We start from the raw sequence: 16,972 nt of genomic DNA, 5'->3' as shown, positions 1-16,972 counted from the left end.
GGGATTTTCCCGAAGCTCGATCGAACGGTGCATGACGACATGGCGACATCCGGAATGACGGCAGCGACGGCGCAGCGCCCCACCCGGGTTCGCCATGCCGTGCTGTGGATGACCGTGCTCGCGTACATGATCACCTATATGGACCGGGTGGTCATCTCCACCGCGGCGCCCTCGATCCGCGCCGAGTTCGACCTGAGCAAGGAGACGATGGGCTGGATCCTCGGCGCCTTCCAGATCTCCTATGCGCTGTTCCAGATTCCCGGCGGGTGGCTGGGCGACAAATTCGGGCCGCGCGCGGCGCTGACCGGGGTGGTCGCCTGGTGGTCGGCCTTCACCGCCGCCACGGTGCTGACCTGGAATGCCGGGTCGCTGATCGTCTGCCGATTCCTGTTCGGCATGGGCGAGGCGGGCGCCTTCCCGATCGCGACGCGATCGCTGTCGCGCTGGATCCTCCCCTCGGAGCGCGGCTGGGCGCAGGGCGTGACTCATGCCGGATCGCGCTTCGGCGGGGCCGTCACGCCCGTGCTGGTCGCGCTACTGATCGCGAGCTTCGGCTGGCGCGCGCCGTTCCTGCTGTTCGCGCTGGTCGGGCTGGGCTGGGCCGCCGCGTGGTGGCTGTTCTACCGCAACTCGCCGAGCGAGCATCAGGGCGTCAACGCGGCGGAACTGGCGCTGATCGAAGGCGCGGTGGGTGCGGCGAAGCGCGAGCGCGGCGCGGTGCCCTGGGCCAGGATCCTGCGCTCGCCGCAGATGTGGCTGCTGTCGCTGATGTACTTTTGCTACGGCTGGGGCATCGTCACCTTCCTCCAATGGTTCCCGACCTATCTGCACGATGCGCGCGGCTTCGAGCTGGCGGCGATGGGCCTGGGCGCCAGCATGCCGCTGATCGCCGGCGTGGCGGGCGACCTGGCCGGCGGCTGGATTTCGGACCGGCTGCTCCACCGCAGCGGCAAGATCACCTGGGCGCGGCGGGTGGTGATCTTCGTGGGTTTCACCATCGCCGCGGTGGCGGTGCCGCTCGCCGCGCTCAGCGCCGACCCGATCGTCGCGATCGCCTGGTTCGGGCTGGCGGTGTTCGGGCTGGAACTGGTGGTCGGCGTCGCCTGGGCGATCACGCTCGACATCGGCGGCGAATATGCCGGATCGGTCTCGGCGGTGATGAACACCTTCGGCAACCTGGCCGGCGCGATCGCCGCGGTGGCGACGGGGTATATCGTTGCGCATAGCGGGTGGAACAGCGCGTTCTTCGTGATCTCCGGGCTGGCGGTGGTTGGCGCGCTCCTGTGTCTCAAGGTGGATGCATCGCGGAAGGTGGCGTGAGCGACCGAATTTCCCTGTTCCTGCGGCAATAACAGCGAATTAACAGGGAATTTTACTTTTTTCGGGAGCTCATGAGCGTTTTTCGTGCGATTTTTCTGCTGGAAATCAACAGCTTGGAGACCAGTTCCCTGATACCCCGGAACAGGGAATTTCGCGGCGCGGAACAGCGAATCGGGTCGAGCGGAACAGGGAAATCGCCTCGATCGCTCGCGGGCGGCGGGGGTGGTACTCCGAGCCGTTTCCGGACTGGCGAGACGCGTTCTGTTCAGCATGGCCATGGTGGACGGTAGCGGCGCTTCAGGCAGGTTTGAATCAAGCCGCGCAAAAGGCACATCCGGTCGACGCCTTTCTCGGGGCGTGGCGCGCAGATCAACGGCCGTTGTTTTCTTCTGCCGAAGAGAAGGACAAGGCTTCGACAGGCTCAGCCCGAACGGTGAGAGATGATCTGGTCGATCGCGTGCTGCCTTATCGCCGAACCGCCCGCAGCCCCTTGGTCAGCACCACATACAGAACCCCCGCAATCACCAGCGCAATCGGGACAGACCAGAGCCCCAGCAACTCGCGCGACCCGGCGGTGTGCCCGACGATGCCGGCGCTGATCGTCCCGTCGGCGCGGCGGAACAGGCCGACATGGTCGCTCCAGAACGGCTTCAGCACCGCGATCGCGGTAAAGGCGGCCAGCAAAAGGTAGCCGAGGCCGAAGGCGAAAGCCGCCATCGCCCGGGTGGAGCCCGCCCGCACCGCATGGAACAGGCCACGCGCGATCAGCGACGGGCGATAGGTGCGCATGCCGCGATCGAGCAGCTGGTCGGCGATGAGCGGGCGGAGATAATCGATCGGCCGCCCCAGCCGGCCCAGCGCCGCGGACAGGCGCTCGACCTCGCTGCCGCCGGATGGCTGCGCGGCCAGGCTGTCGATGACGTGCCGTTCCAGATCCTCGCAGAGGCTCGCCGCATCGTCGCTCGCCTTGGCGAGCAGCCGGTCGACCTCGGCGAAATAGGCATCCCAGTGGCGGCGCGCGGCGGGGTCGGTGAAGGCGGGGATCATGCGGGCTCTCCTGTCAGCATGCGGTCGACGGACGCGACAAGGCGCAGCCAGGCGGGCACCATGGCGTCGATGAGGTCGCGCCCCTGCGCGGTCAGCGCGTAATATTTGCGCGGCGCCCCGCCATCGCCCTCGGCGAGGCGGGACGCGACCAGCCCGTCCCGCGCCAGCCGCAGCAGCAGGGGATAGAGCGTACCCTCCGGCACATCGAGCGCCGCGCGCCGCGCAACGCCGGAGATCAGCTCGAACCCATATTGCTCCCGCTCGCGCAGCGATACCAGGATGACGAACTCCAGCACGCCCTTGCGCAGCTGGACCTCCCATCGGCCGATCGCTTCCTCGAGTTCGGGTGATTGCCTTGTCATGCAAGGGTATGTGGCAGCCGGAGGTATGTTATGCAAGGGTTTCGTTGAGGCGAGAGTGCGGAGGGCCCGCCCCTTCGATCACGACGCAGAAGCCTTCGCGGCAGCCGAAGCTCCGCTTATCAGCCTGCTATCCCAGAATCGCTATCGACCTAGTTCGATCGTCAAGATTGGCTCTTGGAGAAGTTCGGACACACCCGAAAGAGACAGAAATATTGGTGCGCGCCGCGATCACGCAACCAATAGTCGGTTCTCTTCTATCTGGCCCTCAAGCCACATGAAAACGCGAATACCATGATCAGTTTCGTTGCAATGATGTGCAAGCATTAAAATGGTAGCACGCTTGAGGAACGCAGAATCTGAAAGCCCTTCTGGAATAATAACTTCTGCAAACTCTCGCAGGCAGCCACAAAGCGCTTGCCTGTCAGCCGTCGATCCGGGCTGACGGGCTGCCCACTGACAGAAGTGGTCAATCCAATCGCGGAAGTTAGGATCTAGCGAGGACGAGGTGTATCGGCTCGATACCGCGAATACCTCCTCCCAGGTCTGTAGTTTCTGGGGATCGCCGCCTTGCCATCGAACGACCCACCTCGGGCAAACACTAAGCTTAACGCGATTGCCAGCAAAAGGTTGACTCTCGTCTAGCGACAATGTCAGCGGGGGGCTATTATAGGGATCGTTACAGTGACGTCTGTTGCCACTGACAGGATCAAGAAGGATGTTCTGTTGCAGCTTATACCGAGAATTACACTTTGAGCCCATCGGAGAAAGGTTACGAAAATTTGCTCCCGCAAAAGGATAGGTTGCAATTGAAAGATAGTGGTCGAGAGATTCGCGCTTCTGCTCGGGTGCATCCAGAATTTCTACGCCGCAGAATGCGCACACCTTGTATGCCAGTTCGTCATAGACTTTCTTGTAGTTCGTATCGCGCAGTCCTAATTTCGACAGGAGGCCGAAGGCGCACTCGAAGAAATCTTTGATCGGCTTTCGTGCCGTCTCTGGTAGATCGTTGAGTGTGAGGCATGGGGTGTCCTCGTCGAATAGGGCGGGTATGGCATTCTGCTCAGCGATGGCTGTCTTGATGGACTCTCGTCCAACGTCATCAAGGGCCCGGTAGGCCTTTAGCAGTGTGATCCGACGGTCACGCAGACTTCTTCGGTATCTCAGCGTTTCGCGATGGTCATCCGAAACGCAGGCTGGCCACGTCATCTGCGCTTGCTCGGTGTCGATCCTGACGAAATCGTCGTTCAACATCTGCAGAATTATCTCATGCAGCCAATTGTCTTGATAACCTAGCGATGAGTAGGAAAACAGCACTATTCGTCCGCTCCGCTTCTCAGTTGCCGCAGCCTGTCGGCAACGAAGGACTTCTCGACGGACGCCCCCAATCGCGGCAAACCCTCCTCGATCTCCTGGATGTCCGTACTGTCGAGGAGTTCCTCGATTCTATCTCTCGCAAGTTGCGAAATGGGCGGTTGGATTCCGAAGCAATGCTCGAGAATGCGGTCAAAGTTCGCGCCGAAGGTTTCCATTTTTGGATGAGAGACGTGTAAGCTAGAACCGTCACGCGAGAATATCAGAACCTGTTCACGTGGAAGATCGGCTGGAACGAATGGGGCATGAGATGTAAGGAGAACCTCCTGCTCTCCGCGCGCACCGGGTAAATCCAAAATTCGTTGAGCGAACTTGATGCGCCATTGCGGATTGAAGTGCGATTCCGGCTCATCTAGAATGAAGAGTGCATTGTCTTCTGTAATCATAGTGAATAGTCCAAGTATCAAGGCCTGCTGATGCTCACCATCGGACAACGACACATAGTCTACCGCTTGAGACTGTGCCCCATTTGGAATAGTGTGAAAGCGGACTTCCTCGAATCCGAAAACTAAGTCCTCCTGCTGAGGCTCCGGAAGTCGCGATGCGAAGCGCCGTTCGCGTACCGCTCTCGCCAATCTTCGGCGAGAGTCCCGCGGAATCGCAAGATCGTTGAGAAGCGAGAACTTGTGTAGAGACCGATATAGATTCAGGGAGTTAGTAAAGAAGTGATTGAACGCGCTACGCGTCTCTTCAGTTACAAAGAAGTCAAAAGTGTAGACTTCTAGCTTCTCATCTTCCGACCAACACGTAGCAGACCGCTTCATTTGATCTAGAATAAGTTCCAGTTCCGGTGTAAGTTGGATACCCTTTCGGCCCGACCGCTTTACTGCGCCCGCAGGTGCTTTTGGCGCGGCAGAGTGGTTTAGCCGGATTATGCATCGACAGGACGCGATATCCTGTAGATTCGCGTGCGTGAGAATCGCGTCCCGCTGCTCTAAGGTCGCGAGCATAAGGTTCGCGAACAGAACCTCCAAGTTCGTACCATAGTCGATGAGGAGCATGCGATTGTCGTTTGGCAGACTGCCTTCTCGTAGTGCGGCATTTGCAACATCATCAGCATACCCAGAACGGCTGAATAAGAATGGCAGGCTCAGTGTCTCATTGTCGCCTGATGTGTAGCCTACAACGAGCGAAGGAAGGTGCTGGCCGAAAGCAGGAGAATGCGGATCCACCGCGTGCCATCCGCCATTGCGTTCCACCTCCATGTTGATCGTGCCGACGCTCTTTCCACGGGCATGGCGCGATAGTCTGACGTTAGCTTTCTCACCGTCGACGGTTCTGCGAACGCTATACTCTAGATCGAAAAGGATCGCTTGATTGGCGGACTGTCGTTCTTCGCTGGGACGATGCTCGTGCCAGGCGGCTTGGAAGATTTCGGCGACCAGCTGCAGAAACTGCGATTTTCCTGAGCCGTTAGGCCCTAAAATGCAGAGCGGCGCGATACGTTCGCCGCTGTCAGCGCGCCCACCCATCCAGACGTCGAGTCCTTTGAGCGGTCCACCCGTGCCGAAGCTGTCGATGATGACGAGACGAGAGAGTCTCATTCCACACCTCGTAGAAACACCATCCGCTCTTGAGTCTTGTCGAAGTGCTGGACTATCTGCGGCGGAGAGGCGCTCAAGAGATCGAACAGCGCATCCCGCATTTCGTCATGTGGTCGCGACATCCGCTCCGCAATTTCAGGAAATGTAAGTCCCTTGGCCGGCCAGCTCGCGGCATCTGCCAACAGTCGATCCCGTATGGTGCCGCGCTTAGCGTTCATAGATGGAACTTTCGCTTTGACAGTTCTGGTTGCCGATGCACCCATGGTTGACGTGGTGTTCAGCCGCTCGAGCAAAACTTTGATCGGCTCATCGCTTGATCGCTGGGCGAGCAACTCTCCACGAAAGGCCCTGGACTGCATTTTGGCGTCGATTGCGGGAAGGAGGCGAGACGCAGTTATGCGCTCCATGCTAATGTGATCTAGCCAGTCGATGCTGGATGCAATTCGGCGATTGATCTCAGCCTGTTCTTCCAGTGATGGCAGAAGAAAGCGGAATGCCGCTAGCTTTTTCGCGTTAATGTTGGATTGGCTCACACCGTCGGATTTAACTTTCCAGCTATACGCGCGCCCTGCGGGGCTGTTGAGGCAGTATCCCAGATAGTCCGAAATCAACTCGGGTCCACAGCGGACGCGTATAAGGTATCCTGCAAAGACGGCGTCCCGCTCGCCGTGAAATACCGCCGTCTTTCCAACCAGCGCCGGGCTATTGGTGCGGTTGAACAGTACGTCACCTGGTCGCAGAAGATATTTCGAGATTTCCTCGGGGTCGGATGTGTATGCGAGATCGGTCCAGTCCAGTCGACCGTCCTGAATGTTACCCATCCTCAGGACGGGCACCTTGCCCTCTCTGGCTGATTTTGCAGACGATCCATAGGCAACGCTCTCCGCGACCTCGGCCAGTTTCACCATTCTCCCCGCTGGTATGCCCGTTCTCTTGCGCCAGTCAGCGGTCAAGTCACCCGAGCAGGCAAGCGCCAGCAGCCGACGTTTGTACAAATCAACAAGATCTGGAATCTGATTCAGATCTTCCGCCGCCCCCGCCGTAGCTGCAAGCAGTGCGTCTAGCCTCTCGACGATCCTTCGCTGCTCGTTCAAAGGTGGGACGAGGATACGATGTTTTTTTAGATAGTCTGCCGGTACACGCTGTTGTCCGACAGCGCCAGTCATCGCTAGCTGCGCATTGTTCCGGAAGGACTTTTGTCGAACGAAGTGCCAAAGGAAGTCAGGATCTACCGCGCCATTGCTTCTCAGCACGTGAAACTCGGTTGAGCCTACGCCGGTGCCATTGAGCATACCTCTCGCCACAGCTGCTTTACCATTTTCCATCGATGGCGTGATCTTCGCCACGATCACGTCGTTGTCTCTGAAATGAGTAAATCCCTGCGCTACCTCTCCGTACGGGCGCGCCGACGCCGCAGTGATAAGGCCGCTGACCTCGTCTACGGCTGCCATCGGTACGAACGAGACGCCTTGGTCTGGCCCCAGCGTCACTGACTTGCGCGGGTTCACCGCGGCAATGTCGCTGATTGAGAGATCCGCCCAGCCTTCCGGAAGCATCACTGGCCACGCGACTTGAGCGTCGGTTCACTCGGCGCCGTTTCGGCAAGGTCATCCGTCAAGCCCTCCACGCCCTCAATGGCAGCTTGTAAGTGGCGAAGGATCGCCGCAGCGATGACGTCGAGCTCTTCGAGGCCGCCCTCATCATCGGCCTCGTCGTCTCGTAGCCAGCCTATGTCGAGGCTGTCGTCGCGTTCAGCGACCTCTTCGCGCGTGAAGACCCGGAACCGACCTGATCCGCCCTCATCTTGGCGTTTAGTCGCACCTAGCGGGTCAGGGCCGTAGGCTGTTATGAAATTCTCAAAATGCTCGTGGGTAAGAGCGCGCGTCTTTCCGAAGACTCGAACTTGCGAGCGCATATCATATACCCACACGGCCTGCGTTGCTTCCGAGCAACGTGCCTCGATCTTCGAAAAGAATAGAACATTCGTCTTCACGCCTGCGCTGGCGAAGATACCCGATGGCAGTTTGAGTACGGTGTGCAGGTTGCACTTGTCCATCAGATCACCGCGAACCTGCGCCGCCACCCCTCCTTCGAAGAGCACATTGTCGGGAAGGACGACGGCTGCGCGCCCGCCAATTTTTAGATTGAGATATATGTGTTGAAGAAAGGCGAGTTGCTTATTGACGTTCGGATAGGGGAGGTCGCTGCGAAACTTTCTCCGTGTGCCGGACTTCGAACCGAACGGAGGGTTGGCTAAGATTAAGTCCGCCGGATCGAGGAAATCAGCATCATGGGTAAGCGCATCGCCCAGAACAACTTCCGCATTCAAGCCATTGAGAAATGTGTTCATCTGGCAAATTCGGCGCGTATTCTTCTCAATCTCAACGCCTTGGTAGATTGGTTTTTTCTTCTCATATTCGGTACGAGTTGAGGAAGCTCGGACGAAGCGATCTGCCGCGACTAGAAATCCCCCACTCCCGGTCGCTGGATCCTGTATAATTTCACCCAGCGACGGGCGGGTAACCTCCACAAGTGCATTGACGAGCGCACGCGGCGTAAAATACTGTCCGGCACCCGATCGGACATCTGCGCTATGCTGCAGCAGTCCTTCGTAGATGACTCCGAAACCGTCCTCGGATACCGACTTCCAATCAATCTGTGCGATGCCAGTTATGACAGCGCGAAGATTTTCATCGTGAGAAAAGACCGTCGTCGGGAACATGTAAATGTCGCGAATAATCTCGCTCTTTGCATGACTTCCCAAATGCGTAAGCATCGCCTGATAGAAGGCGAGGAGTCCATCGTCGGGCGCGCTGACAAGGTCATTCCAGCGGTAGCCCTTCGGCAGTAATTTTTCTGCGCCGTTTTCCTCCGCGATCTTTAGGAAGAGGAGATATGTTAGTTCCGACACATATTGATGGTAGCTCACGCCATCTCCTCGGAGAATATGGCAAAGGCTCCAGATTTTCCGAACGATCGCTTCGTTTTTCATTTGCGCAGAACTGGCAGTGAGGCAGTACGCCAAGGCTGATTATCCGGCACTGCGCGGCTAAAGCTGCGAAGTATGAGCGCCTTATTACCGTGTTTGGAGGCGTGAATGGGGAGCCGGCCGCCGAAGGGCACGGACGGGGCGTTGCTGGCAGAGGCATCGTAAATCAACATCGCTGTCGGTTGTATCTGGCGCGCGCGCCTCGTTCAACCAATCGTCAACTTCTGCCATCCTCGCCCGCCCCGCCTGCCGTCGCGCGGCTCACCTCACCAACACCCGCTGCGCCCCAGTCCGCGCAACCCATCGATAAGCCGCAATCGAATTCCGCCAGAAGAACTTCTCCCGCTCCACCAGCGTCTTCCCCGCAAAATACTCCTGCAAAATCGCCACCGCGACATCCACCGGCCCATCCCCCTCCACATTCGGCCAGTCGCTCGCAAACAGCACCCGGTCCGCCCCGAACGTTCCGAACAGCAGATCAAGCCGCGCCTTGTGATCGGCCAGAAGCGGGCTGACATTGCCCTCATGCAGGCTGGACGAGAGCTTCACGAAAATATTCGGCCGCCCAGCGATTTCGCGCAGCACCGCATCATACGCCGCCTGTTCCTCGGGCTTCGGATCGAGCTTGCACAGATGGTCGATCACGATGCGCAGATCGGGCAGCCGGTCGCTGATCCGCACCACCGCCTGGAGCAGGTCGACCCGTGGATTGGCCGTATCCAGCGCGAGCCCCGCATCCGACACCAGCTTCAGCCCCGCGATGAACTCCGGCCGCTGTGATTGTGCGACGATGTCGTAGCGCCACAGATTGCCATAGCGCAGGCCGCGCAGCAGCGGGTTCTTGGCGTGGCGCGTGAAGATCTCCGGGAAGTCGGGGGATTCGATCCGGAAATTGCCGATCACGCCGACCATGATCGGGTCGGTCTCGGCGGTCTGCAGCGCCCAGAGATTGTCCTCGATCCACGGGCTCGCATCGACATGGATCGCGGCGACGATCGGATGGCGGTGCAGCGCCTTGCGATAGGTCGCGGGGAAGGATCCGGTCTTCGACACCGGGCTGGTCTTCGGCCCGCGATAGGGCGCGCCTTGGGGGCGGTTGGGGTCGAACAGATGGATATGCGTGTCCACCATCGGCATTGCCTTGGGTGCGGCGGCCTCCAGGCTGGAGGCAGCAGCGGCGGCGAGGGCGCCCCCGATCAGGGTGCGGCGGCTAAGGTCCTGGCTCATTGCGGCGCGCGCTCCGGCCCAGAGTCGGGCAATGTCAGGGCGATGATATTCGACCCCGCCGCCACCGCGACATATTGTCGGCCGTCCACCATGTACGTCATCGGCGAGGCGCGCCATGCGTCGTTGGTCGGGAAATACCACAGGGTCTTGCCCGTCTTCGCATCGACCGCCGCGAAGCCGCCCGCGGTCTCGCCGTGGAAGACGAGCCCGCCAGCAGTCGAGAGCACGCCCGAATAATTGGCCTCGTGCGATCCGGTCAGCGGCTTTTCCCACACGATCCGGCCGGTCTGCGGGTCGATCGCGCGGAGGAAGCGCTGGCCGGGGCTCTTCACATCGACATTGGCGCCGTAGATCCGCCCCTTGGTGCGGAACACGCCGCAATCCTCGGCCGCCATCAGGTAGAACAGCTTCGTCTGCGGGCTGTACGCGGTCGAGAACCAGTTGGTAGCACCACGCACCGCCGGGCAGGCGAACACGCCCGCTTCGGTCGGCTCGCGGCCCGGGATCAGGATCGGGCGGCCCTTGGCATCGATGCCGCTCGCCCAGTTCATCTTATCGACGAACGGCTTGGCGAACAGGAACTGGCCGGTGACGCGATCGAGCACATAGAAGAAGCCGTTGCGATTGGCCTGCATCACCAGCTTGCGCGGCTTGCCCTGATACACCTCGTCGACCAGCAGCAGCGGCGCGGTCGCATCCCAGTCATGCACGTCATGCGGGGTGAACTGGTAATGCCAGCGCAGCTTGCCCGTCTTCGCGTCGAGCGCGATCATCGAATTGGCGTAGAGATTGTCGCCCAGCCGGCCCGATCCGTCCGTCGAGGGATAGGGGTTGCCGACGCCCCAGAACACCGTATCGGTCGCCTTGTCGTACGAGCCGGTCATCCAGGTCGCGGCGCCGCCGGTTGCCATGTCCGGGCCCTGCCAGGTCTTGGCCGCGGCATCGCCGGGCGCGGGCACGGTCCAGAAGCGCCAGGCGAGCTCGCCAGTGGTGACCTTGAACGCCGCCAGGAAGCCGCGCGTCGGGGAATCGCCGCCCGACACGCCGGAGATCACCAGGTCGCCGATCACCAGCGGGGCCGGGGTCGCATAATAGCGCCCGCCGAATTTCGGGTCGGTCAGTGGCACCGTCCACATCACGCCGCCGGTCAGCCGGTTGACCGCGATGAGATAGCCATCGTCCGAGGTGAAGATCACCCGGTTGCCGACCACCGAGACGCCGCGATTGGGGCCGTTGCCGCTCGCCACGCCGGCCGAAGGACGCGCGGCATTGGCCGGGCCGACCGCGGCGGAGGGCTCGTTGGTGCCGGTGCGCTGTTGCTCGGCGATGCCACCCGCGGGGAGTGGCTGGCGGGCGTTGCGCGCGGCGCACCAGAAGCTGCGGCCGGTCTTCGCATCGAGCGCGCAGACCAGCTTGGCGCCCGTCACGTACATCACGCCGTCCATCACGACGGGGGTGGTCTCCAGTCCGACGCCGCCCGGCGCGAAGCTCCAGGCGAGCTTGAGCTGGCCGACATTGGCCGTGTCGATCTGGTCGATCGGGCTGTGGCGGTTGCTGGTCGGCGTGCCGTTATAGGACGGCCATTCGCCGCGCGCCGGTTGCAGCACCGCGGCGATCTCGGCCGGGGAGGGCGCCGCCATGGTCGGGCGCGCGATCGGCCCGAGCCGCTGGCCCTTCAGGGTCGAGAGATAGGCGAGCACCGCTGTGCGCTGCGCCGCGCTGCCCTTGAACGCCGGCATGAAGGATCGCGGCTCGCGGGCATAGGAGGTGTATTGCGCGTCGCTCAGCGCGAGCATCCGACCGTCGAGCGTCTGCAGCTGAAGGCTGTGCTCCGCCTCGTTGCGGGCAAAGCCGCGCAGGGTGGCGCCGTCCTTCATTTTCACGTTGACGACAGACCATTGGAAATCGGGGCAAAAGGCCCAGCCGGGGCAGGAGGCGGTGGTGCGCGCGCCCATCATCGCGCTGGGATCGTCGAGCATCCGGCCCATATCGGCGACGGTCGAGCGATCGGCGACCATGCTGAGATCGGGGCCGGTGCTGCCCCCGCTGCCACGCACCATGTGGCAGCTCGCGCAATCGCCTTCGCCGTGGAACAGCGCCTCGCCGGCTGCGATCTGCTCGGCGGTCGCGTCGGATTTGGCGACCTGGTTCTTCGACCGGATCAGCGCGACGAAGCGCCCCAGCTCGGCATCGTCGAAGCCGAAGGGCGGCATGCCGCCGGCGGTGCCGTTGCGGATGATCGCGCCGATCTCGGCATCGCTCAGCGCGCGCAGCCTGGCGCTGTTGGCCAGCGCGGGTGCGCGGTCGCCGCTGATGCCGCCGGCGCCGTGGCAGCCGGCACAGGTCCGTTCGAATTTCGCGGCGGTCGCGGTCAGGTCCGCAGGTGGCGCGGCCTGGGCCGAGGCGCTCTCGGGCTGAGCCGTCCCCCCACCACCGTTCGGGCTGAGCTTGTCGAAGCCCTGCTCTTCGCTTCCGCAGAAGAAAGAACAGCCCTTCGACAAGCTCAGGGCGAACGGGGAGGGGTTGGTCGAGCCAGCCGGAGCGGGTGACGCGGTCGGCGCCGCGATGCGCGCCCCGATCGACGCGGAGGCAACCAGCAGGGCGGCGGCAAACACTGCCGAGGGCCCGAAGAAACGCCGCAACGCCGTAGGACCCATGTCACTCTCCGCCCATCACCATGCCGGTGGCGGCAGGGTGCAACAAGGATAAAAAGGCCGGCAGGAGGATCGCAGCGTGCGATCGTCCCGCCGGCCGGAAGGTACCGCTCCCCGGGAAGAGGGAGCGGGCGGGATCAGAACTTCTTGCGCACGCCGAAGGTGAACACCCGGCCGAGCACATTGCCGTTGCCGTAACCGTTGCCGGCGCGGGCGAAGGGCGGATCGGCATCGAACAGATTGTCGATATCGAGCACCAGCTCGGTCCCCTCCAGCACGCTCACCGCCGGCAGCTTGTAGCCGAAGTGCAGGTCGAGCGTGGTGTAGGCGTCGATCGTCTCGGTCGCCTGCACGTTGGTCGGCAGGAAATACTGGTTCTTGTACTTGTCGCTATAGTTGAGCATCGCGACGGCGGTGACCGGGCCCGTCACCGCGCCGAGCTGGCCGCGGACGCGGAACTTGGCCTGGCCGAACGGGAACTGGTCGATCGGCACGGCGCCCTCGATCGCCTTCTGGTCGTAGCTGAGGACGTAATTGCCCGAAACCGAGGCGCTCAGCTGAACGTCCGACATGCTCCAGCGATAGCTCATGTCGAAATCGATGCCGTCGGTATCGATCTCGGCCAGGTTGGCGCGCCGCAGGATGGTGATGCTGTAGATCGGCGGCAGGTCGTTCGGGCCGGTCACCGTGGTCGGGAAGTTCTGCAGCGGCAGATCCTTGACGATCGACCAGACCTGCGCCGAAGGGATCGGCTGCGGACGGCAATTGACCGTGTCGGGCGCGGCCGGGTTGTAGGTGCCGGTGGTGCAGACATTGTTCGACACGAAGAACTGGTTGAACGCCGGATCCCGGTAGAAGAAGGACGAGGACGGGAAGGCGACGCGGCCCTTGAACTTCACATTATAATAGGTGCCGCTCGCCTTGAAGCCGGGCAGGAAGGTCGGCTGGAAATCCACGCCGAGCGACCAGGTGGTCGCCTTTTCGGCGTCGAGATTGGGGTTGCCGCCGGCGATGAAGATGCCGCCCGGGACGTCGGCCGACTGGAAGCCGGGAGGGGCGAGGCCGTTGCTGAGATAACCCGCCCGCGTGTCCGGACCATAGAGATCGGGCAATGCCGGGGCGTGGAACGAGGTGCCGAAGCTGCCGCGCAGGGTGAAGCCCTTGAGCGGTTCCCAGTTCACGCCGACCTTCGGATTGGTGGTGCTGCCGAAGTCGCTATAGCTGTCGTGACGCGCCGACAGCGAGAGATCGAGCCGCTGGAAGCCGCCCATCGCATTGTCGCCGCTGAAGATCGGCACGAACAATTCGCCGAAGCCCGACCAGACCTTGCGCAGGCCGGTCTGCGCGCCGACGCCCTCGAGCGCGTTGATGCGGCCGTTGGTGAACAGGCCGTCGAACCATTCCTGGCGGTGCACGCCGCCGACCGCGATCTTCACGTCGCCGCCGGGCAGGTGGAACAGCGGGCCGTCGACCTTGGTGTTGACCTCCCAGATATATTGCTTGGAGCGGTAGCTCTGCTCCCAGTCGGCCAGGGTGATCTTGGTCTGCTGGCTGGTGCGGCCGCCGAACGGGTCGATCGCTGTATTCGGATCGCTCGACTGGATCAGCGCACCGGCCGCGACCGGGCTGAAGCTGCCTTCGCGCAGATCAGTCGAGGACCGCGAACCGGTGACATAGGTGGTCCATTTGAACCGGCCGAAATCCACGCCCGCGCCGACGGTGCCGCCATAGACGCTCAGATCCTGGGTATCGCGCTCGCGCACGCCGTCCAGCGCGTTGACGTTATAGGTCACGCTGATCGACGGCACGTTCGCCGCGACGAAGGTCGGGAAATAGGGGTTGTTCCGCGTCATCACATTGGTGGTGTAGAGCGACTCGCGATAGGCGTCGGTCTGGGTGCGCGAATAGAAGGCGTCGAAGAACAGCTCGATATTGTCGGCCGCCTGGTGATGGCCCGCCGCGAGGAAGCTCAGCCGCTCCTGGCTCGGATAGAGATCGAGATCGCGGATATTGTCGCAGCGCGGGCTGACCGCGCCGGTCGCCGGCTGGATGAAGTTGCCGGTCGGGCCGCCGGTCGCCGTGGTGTTGACGCGGTAGGTCGGCGAGAGGCAGGCATTGCCCGTCGCGCGGTTGTCGCGGCCGCCGGTCGACGTGAAATCCTGCGTCAGATAATCGCGGTCGACCGCGCGCAGCCGGCTGGTCTTGGAATATTCGCCCGCGATCATCACGCCGCCGCCATCCCATTTGGTGCCGGCGACCGCATTGGCGTTCATCGTGTTGTAGCTGTCGCCATAGCCGACGCGGAACGTGCCTTCGAGCCCGTCATAATCCTTGCGGGTGATGACGTTGACCACGCCGGCGATGCCGTCCGAGCCATAGACCGAGGAAGCGCCGTCAGCGACGACCTCGACGCGCTGGATCGCCGAGGGCGGGATGATCGAGGGATCGGGGATGTTCTGCAGATGGCCGACGCCGACCAGGCGGTGGCCGTTGATCAGCACCAGGGTCTGCGCCTGGCCGATGCCGCGGATGTTCGGCGCGGTCGAGATGATGCCGTTCGAGCGCTGGTCGGGGCGCGGCGCGGTGTTGAAGGTGCTGAGCTGCGGAATGGTCGCGAGCAGCTCCTGCGTGGTCGAGGCGCCGGTGTTGACGACTTCCTCGGCGCCGACCTGGATCAGGTTGGACCCCGTCGGCGGCACGCCGCGGATGCTGGAGCCGGTGACGACGATGTCCTCGGGCAGGCTGTCATCCTGCGCGCCCGCCTCGGGCGACGTATCGGCGGGTGCCGCTATGGTCTGGGCGAAAGCAGGCGTCGCGAGCGCCAGCAGGGCGGCGCCTGACAGCAGCGAGACGGCGAAACGCGTCGTGGCAGTGGAACTTCTAGACATAAATCCTCCCCAAATGTCGGCCGCGTCTTGCGGTCTATTCCGGTCCCCCATGACCGCCTCAGAGGGGCGCTCACCCGTGGCGAACCCGCTTTTTTCCTGGACGGCCTGTTTGTTCTTGGCCTCTCACGAATGGGAAACATGGCCTCCCGGTGTCAAACGAGCCCCGGTGATGGCTCTCAGGAAATGAGACGGGAGGCGGCAGGTCTCACCTGTTGAGCATCGCGCGGCGGCAAGCACCGCTCCCATTTGTGCCCGCGCGCCCTTGGGGGCATCACCTTGCCGATAACAAGCGGTTCCGGAGGATGGTGTGGACAAGCGGCAATTCATCATGGCGGCGGCCGGGGCGATCGGCGCGGCGGCCTTTCCCATTCCCGCGCTCGCGGCGCTGCCCGGGGCGAAGATCACCCGCATCCGTTATTTCCGCACGCCGACCGACGCGGCGGGGCGGCCGAACGTCCATCAGCCGACCTTCAATCAGAGCACGCACATCGTGCAGATCGAGACCGACGCCGGCATCTCCGGCATCGGCGAGGGCGGCGCCCCGGACGTGATGGAGCAGCTCGCCGGGCAGCTGATCGGCGAGGATCCGTTCCGCACCGAACGGCTGTGGCAGACCATGCACCGCGCCTATTTCTACCCCGCCGGGCGCGAAAAGACTCATGCGCTGGGCGCGCTCGACATGGCCTTGTGGGACATCAAGGCCAAGGCGCTGGGCGTACCGCTCTACCAGCTGCTCGGCGGTCGATCGCGCGACCATATCGAATGCTATGCGACCGGCTTCACCATTCCCGGCCAGCCCAATGCGACCAACAAGGAACGCGCTCGCGCCTGTATGGAAGCGGGCTTCCACACCTATCGCATCCATGATCCGGCGCAGGGCCCGGTGTTCGACCGGTTCGAGCAGGTCCCGCGCATGGCCGGGTTGTGCCGCGAGGCGCGCGAGGGCTGCGGCCGCGACGGCGGCTGGGCGATCGATTTTCACGGCGAGTTCGACCAGAACGACGCGATCGCGCTGGCCAACATGATCGAGCCGCTGCGCCCCTATTTCGTCGAGGATCTGGTCCGCAGCGACAATCTCGATACCTACAAGCTCATCCGCCAGAAAGTGAACGTGCCGATCGCGGTAGGCGAAGTGCTCGGCAACAAATGGGACTGGGCGCATCTGATCGAGGGCGACCTGATCGACTATGGCCGGGTGACGATCCCCAATGTCGGCGGCGTGACGGAATATATGAAGATCGCCGCGATGTGCGAGACGCACCATATCGGCATGATCCCGCACTTCACCGGCCCGATCGCGACCGCGACCCTGGTGCATTGCAATGCCGCGCTGTCAGTGCCGGCGCTGATGGAGATGAGCGCGGCCGGGCGGCGCGGCTGGCCCTATCTCAAAAGCTATTACGACTTCGACAAGGGCCGCATGCTGATCAACGACCGGCCCGGCCATGGCTGCGAGGCGGATTTCACCAGGCTGGAGATGATGGCCGAATATAAGGAACGCTACACACCGATCCCGGTGCGCGAGCGGACGGACGGGTCGTATACCAACTGGTAGCGAGGTCGTCATGCT

The 16,972-nt window shown here is 62.4% G+C and carries 11 protein-coding genes; 2 read left to right on the top strand and 9 right to left on the bottom strand.

Features of this window, described 5'->3' with window-relative positions; translation table 11 throughout:
• Positions 1-54: 54 nt before the first annotated feature.
• Positions 55-1,320, top strand: a complete 1,266-nt coding sequence (locus ACZ1I2_RS22605) for an MFS transporter (protein WP_465171940.1) — start codon at positions 55-57, stop codon at positions 1,318-1,320.
• A gap of 465 nt (positions 1,321-1,785) precedes the next feature.
• On the opposite strand, the gene ACZ1I2_RS22600 is transcribed toward ACZ1I2_RS22605, so the two are convergent.
• The 9 genes from ACZ1I2_RS22600 to ACZ1I2_RS22560 all read right to left on the bottom strand — a co-directional run bounded on the left by ACZ1I2_RS22600 (position 1,786) and on the right by ACZ1I2_RS22560 (position 15,402).
• Positions 1,786-2,367, bottom strand: a complete 582-nt coding sequence (locus tag ACZ1I2_RS22600) for a hypothetical protein (protein WP_465175762.1) — start codon at positions 2,365-2,367, stop codon at positions 1,786-1,788.
• Positions 2,364-2,729 carry a PadR family transcriptional regulator gene (locus tag ACZ1I2_RS22595; protein ID WP_465175763.1) on the bottom strand — a complete coding sequence of 122 codons (366 nt, stop codon included), beginning with the start codon at positions 2,727-2,729 and terminating at the stop codon, positions 2,364-2,366. The genes ACZ1I2_RS22600 and ACZ1I2_RS22595 overlap by 4 nt, the downstream gene beginning before the upstream one ends.
• A 228-nt stretch (positions 2,730-2,957) precedes the next feature.
• Complete coding sequence (locus tag ACZ1I2_RS22590) at positions 2,958-3,980, bottom strand: hypothetical protein (RefSeq protein WP_465175764.1); 1,023 nt, start codon at positions 3,978-3,980, stop codon at positions 2,958-2,960.
• 62 nt (positions 3,981-4,042) lie between these two features.
• A complete protein-coding gene (locus ACZ1I2_RS22585; protein WP_465175765.1) occupies positions 4,043-5,644 on the bottom strand; it encodes a restriction system-associated AAA family ATPase in 1,602 nt (533 codons plus the stop codon).
• Positions 5,641-7,200 (bottom strand): restriction endonuclease subunit S, encoded by a 1,560-nt coding sequence (locus tag ACZ1I2_RS22580; RefSeq protein ID WP_465177097.1) that lies wholly within the window; start codon positions 7,198-7,200, stop codon positions 5,641-5,643. Before ACZ1I2_RS22580 ends, ACZ1I2_RS22585 begins: the two co-directional genes overlap by 4 nt.
• Entirely contained in the window at positions 7,200-8,636 is a 1,437-nt protein-coding gene (locus ACZ1I2_RS22575) for a class I SAM-dependent DNA methyltransferase (protein ID WP_465175766.1), read from the bottom strand. Before ACZ1I2_RS22575 ends, ACZ1I2_RS22580 begins: the two co-directional genes overlap by 1 nt.
• Positions 8,637-8,894: 258 nt before the next feature.
• A complete protein-coding gene (locus ACZ1I2_RS22570; RefSeq protein WP_465175767.1) occupies positions 8,895-9,860 on the bottom strand; it encodes an amidohydrolase family protein in 966 nt (321 codons plus the stop codon).
• Positions 9,857-12,517 carry an outer membrane protein assembly factor BamB family protein gene (locus tag ACZ1I2_RS22565; RefSeq protein WP_465175768.1) on the bottom strand — a complete coding sequence of 887 codons (2,661 nt, stop codon included), beginning with the start codon at positions 12,515-12,517 and terminating at the stop codon, positions 9,857-9,859. Before ACZ1I2_RS22565 ends, ACZ1I2_RS22570 begins: the two co-directional genes overlap by 4 nt.
• 134 nt (positions 12,518-12,651) lie before the next feature.
• Positions 12,652-15,402: a TonB-dependent receptor domain-containing protein gene (locus tag ACZ1I2_RS22560; protein WP_465171948.1), complete on the bottom strand. Its 2,751-nt coding sequence runs from the start codon at positions 15,400-15,402 to the stop codon at positions 12,652-12,654.
• A gap of 307 nt (positions 15,403-15,709) precedes the next feature.
• Between ACZ1I2_RS22560 and ACZ1I2_RS22555 the strand changes: the two genes are divergently transcribed.
• The gene (locus tag ACZ1I2_RS22555; RefSeq protein ID WP_465175769.1) at positions 15,710-16,957 is read left to right on the top strand and encodes a mandelate racemase/muconate lactonizing enzyme family protein; all 1,248 of its coding nucleotides are present in this window, start codon (positions 15,710-15,712) and stop codon (positions 16,955-16,957) included.
• The last annotated feature ends 15 nt before the right edge of the window (positions 16,958-16,972 follow it).

This window comes from Sphingomonas sp. BL-S-29 (assembly GCF_055521495.1).
The sequence above is the reverse complement of the archived record's forward strand: the minus strand, read 5'-3'. Positions and strand labels throughout refer to the sequence as shown.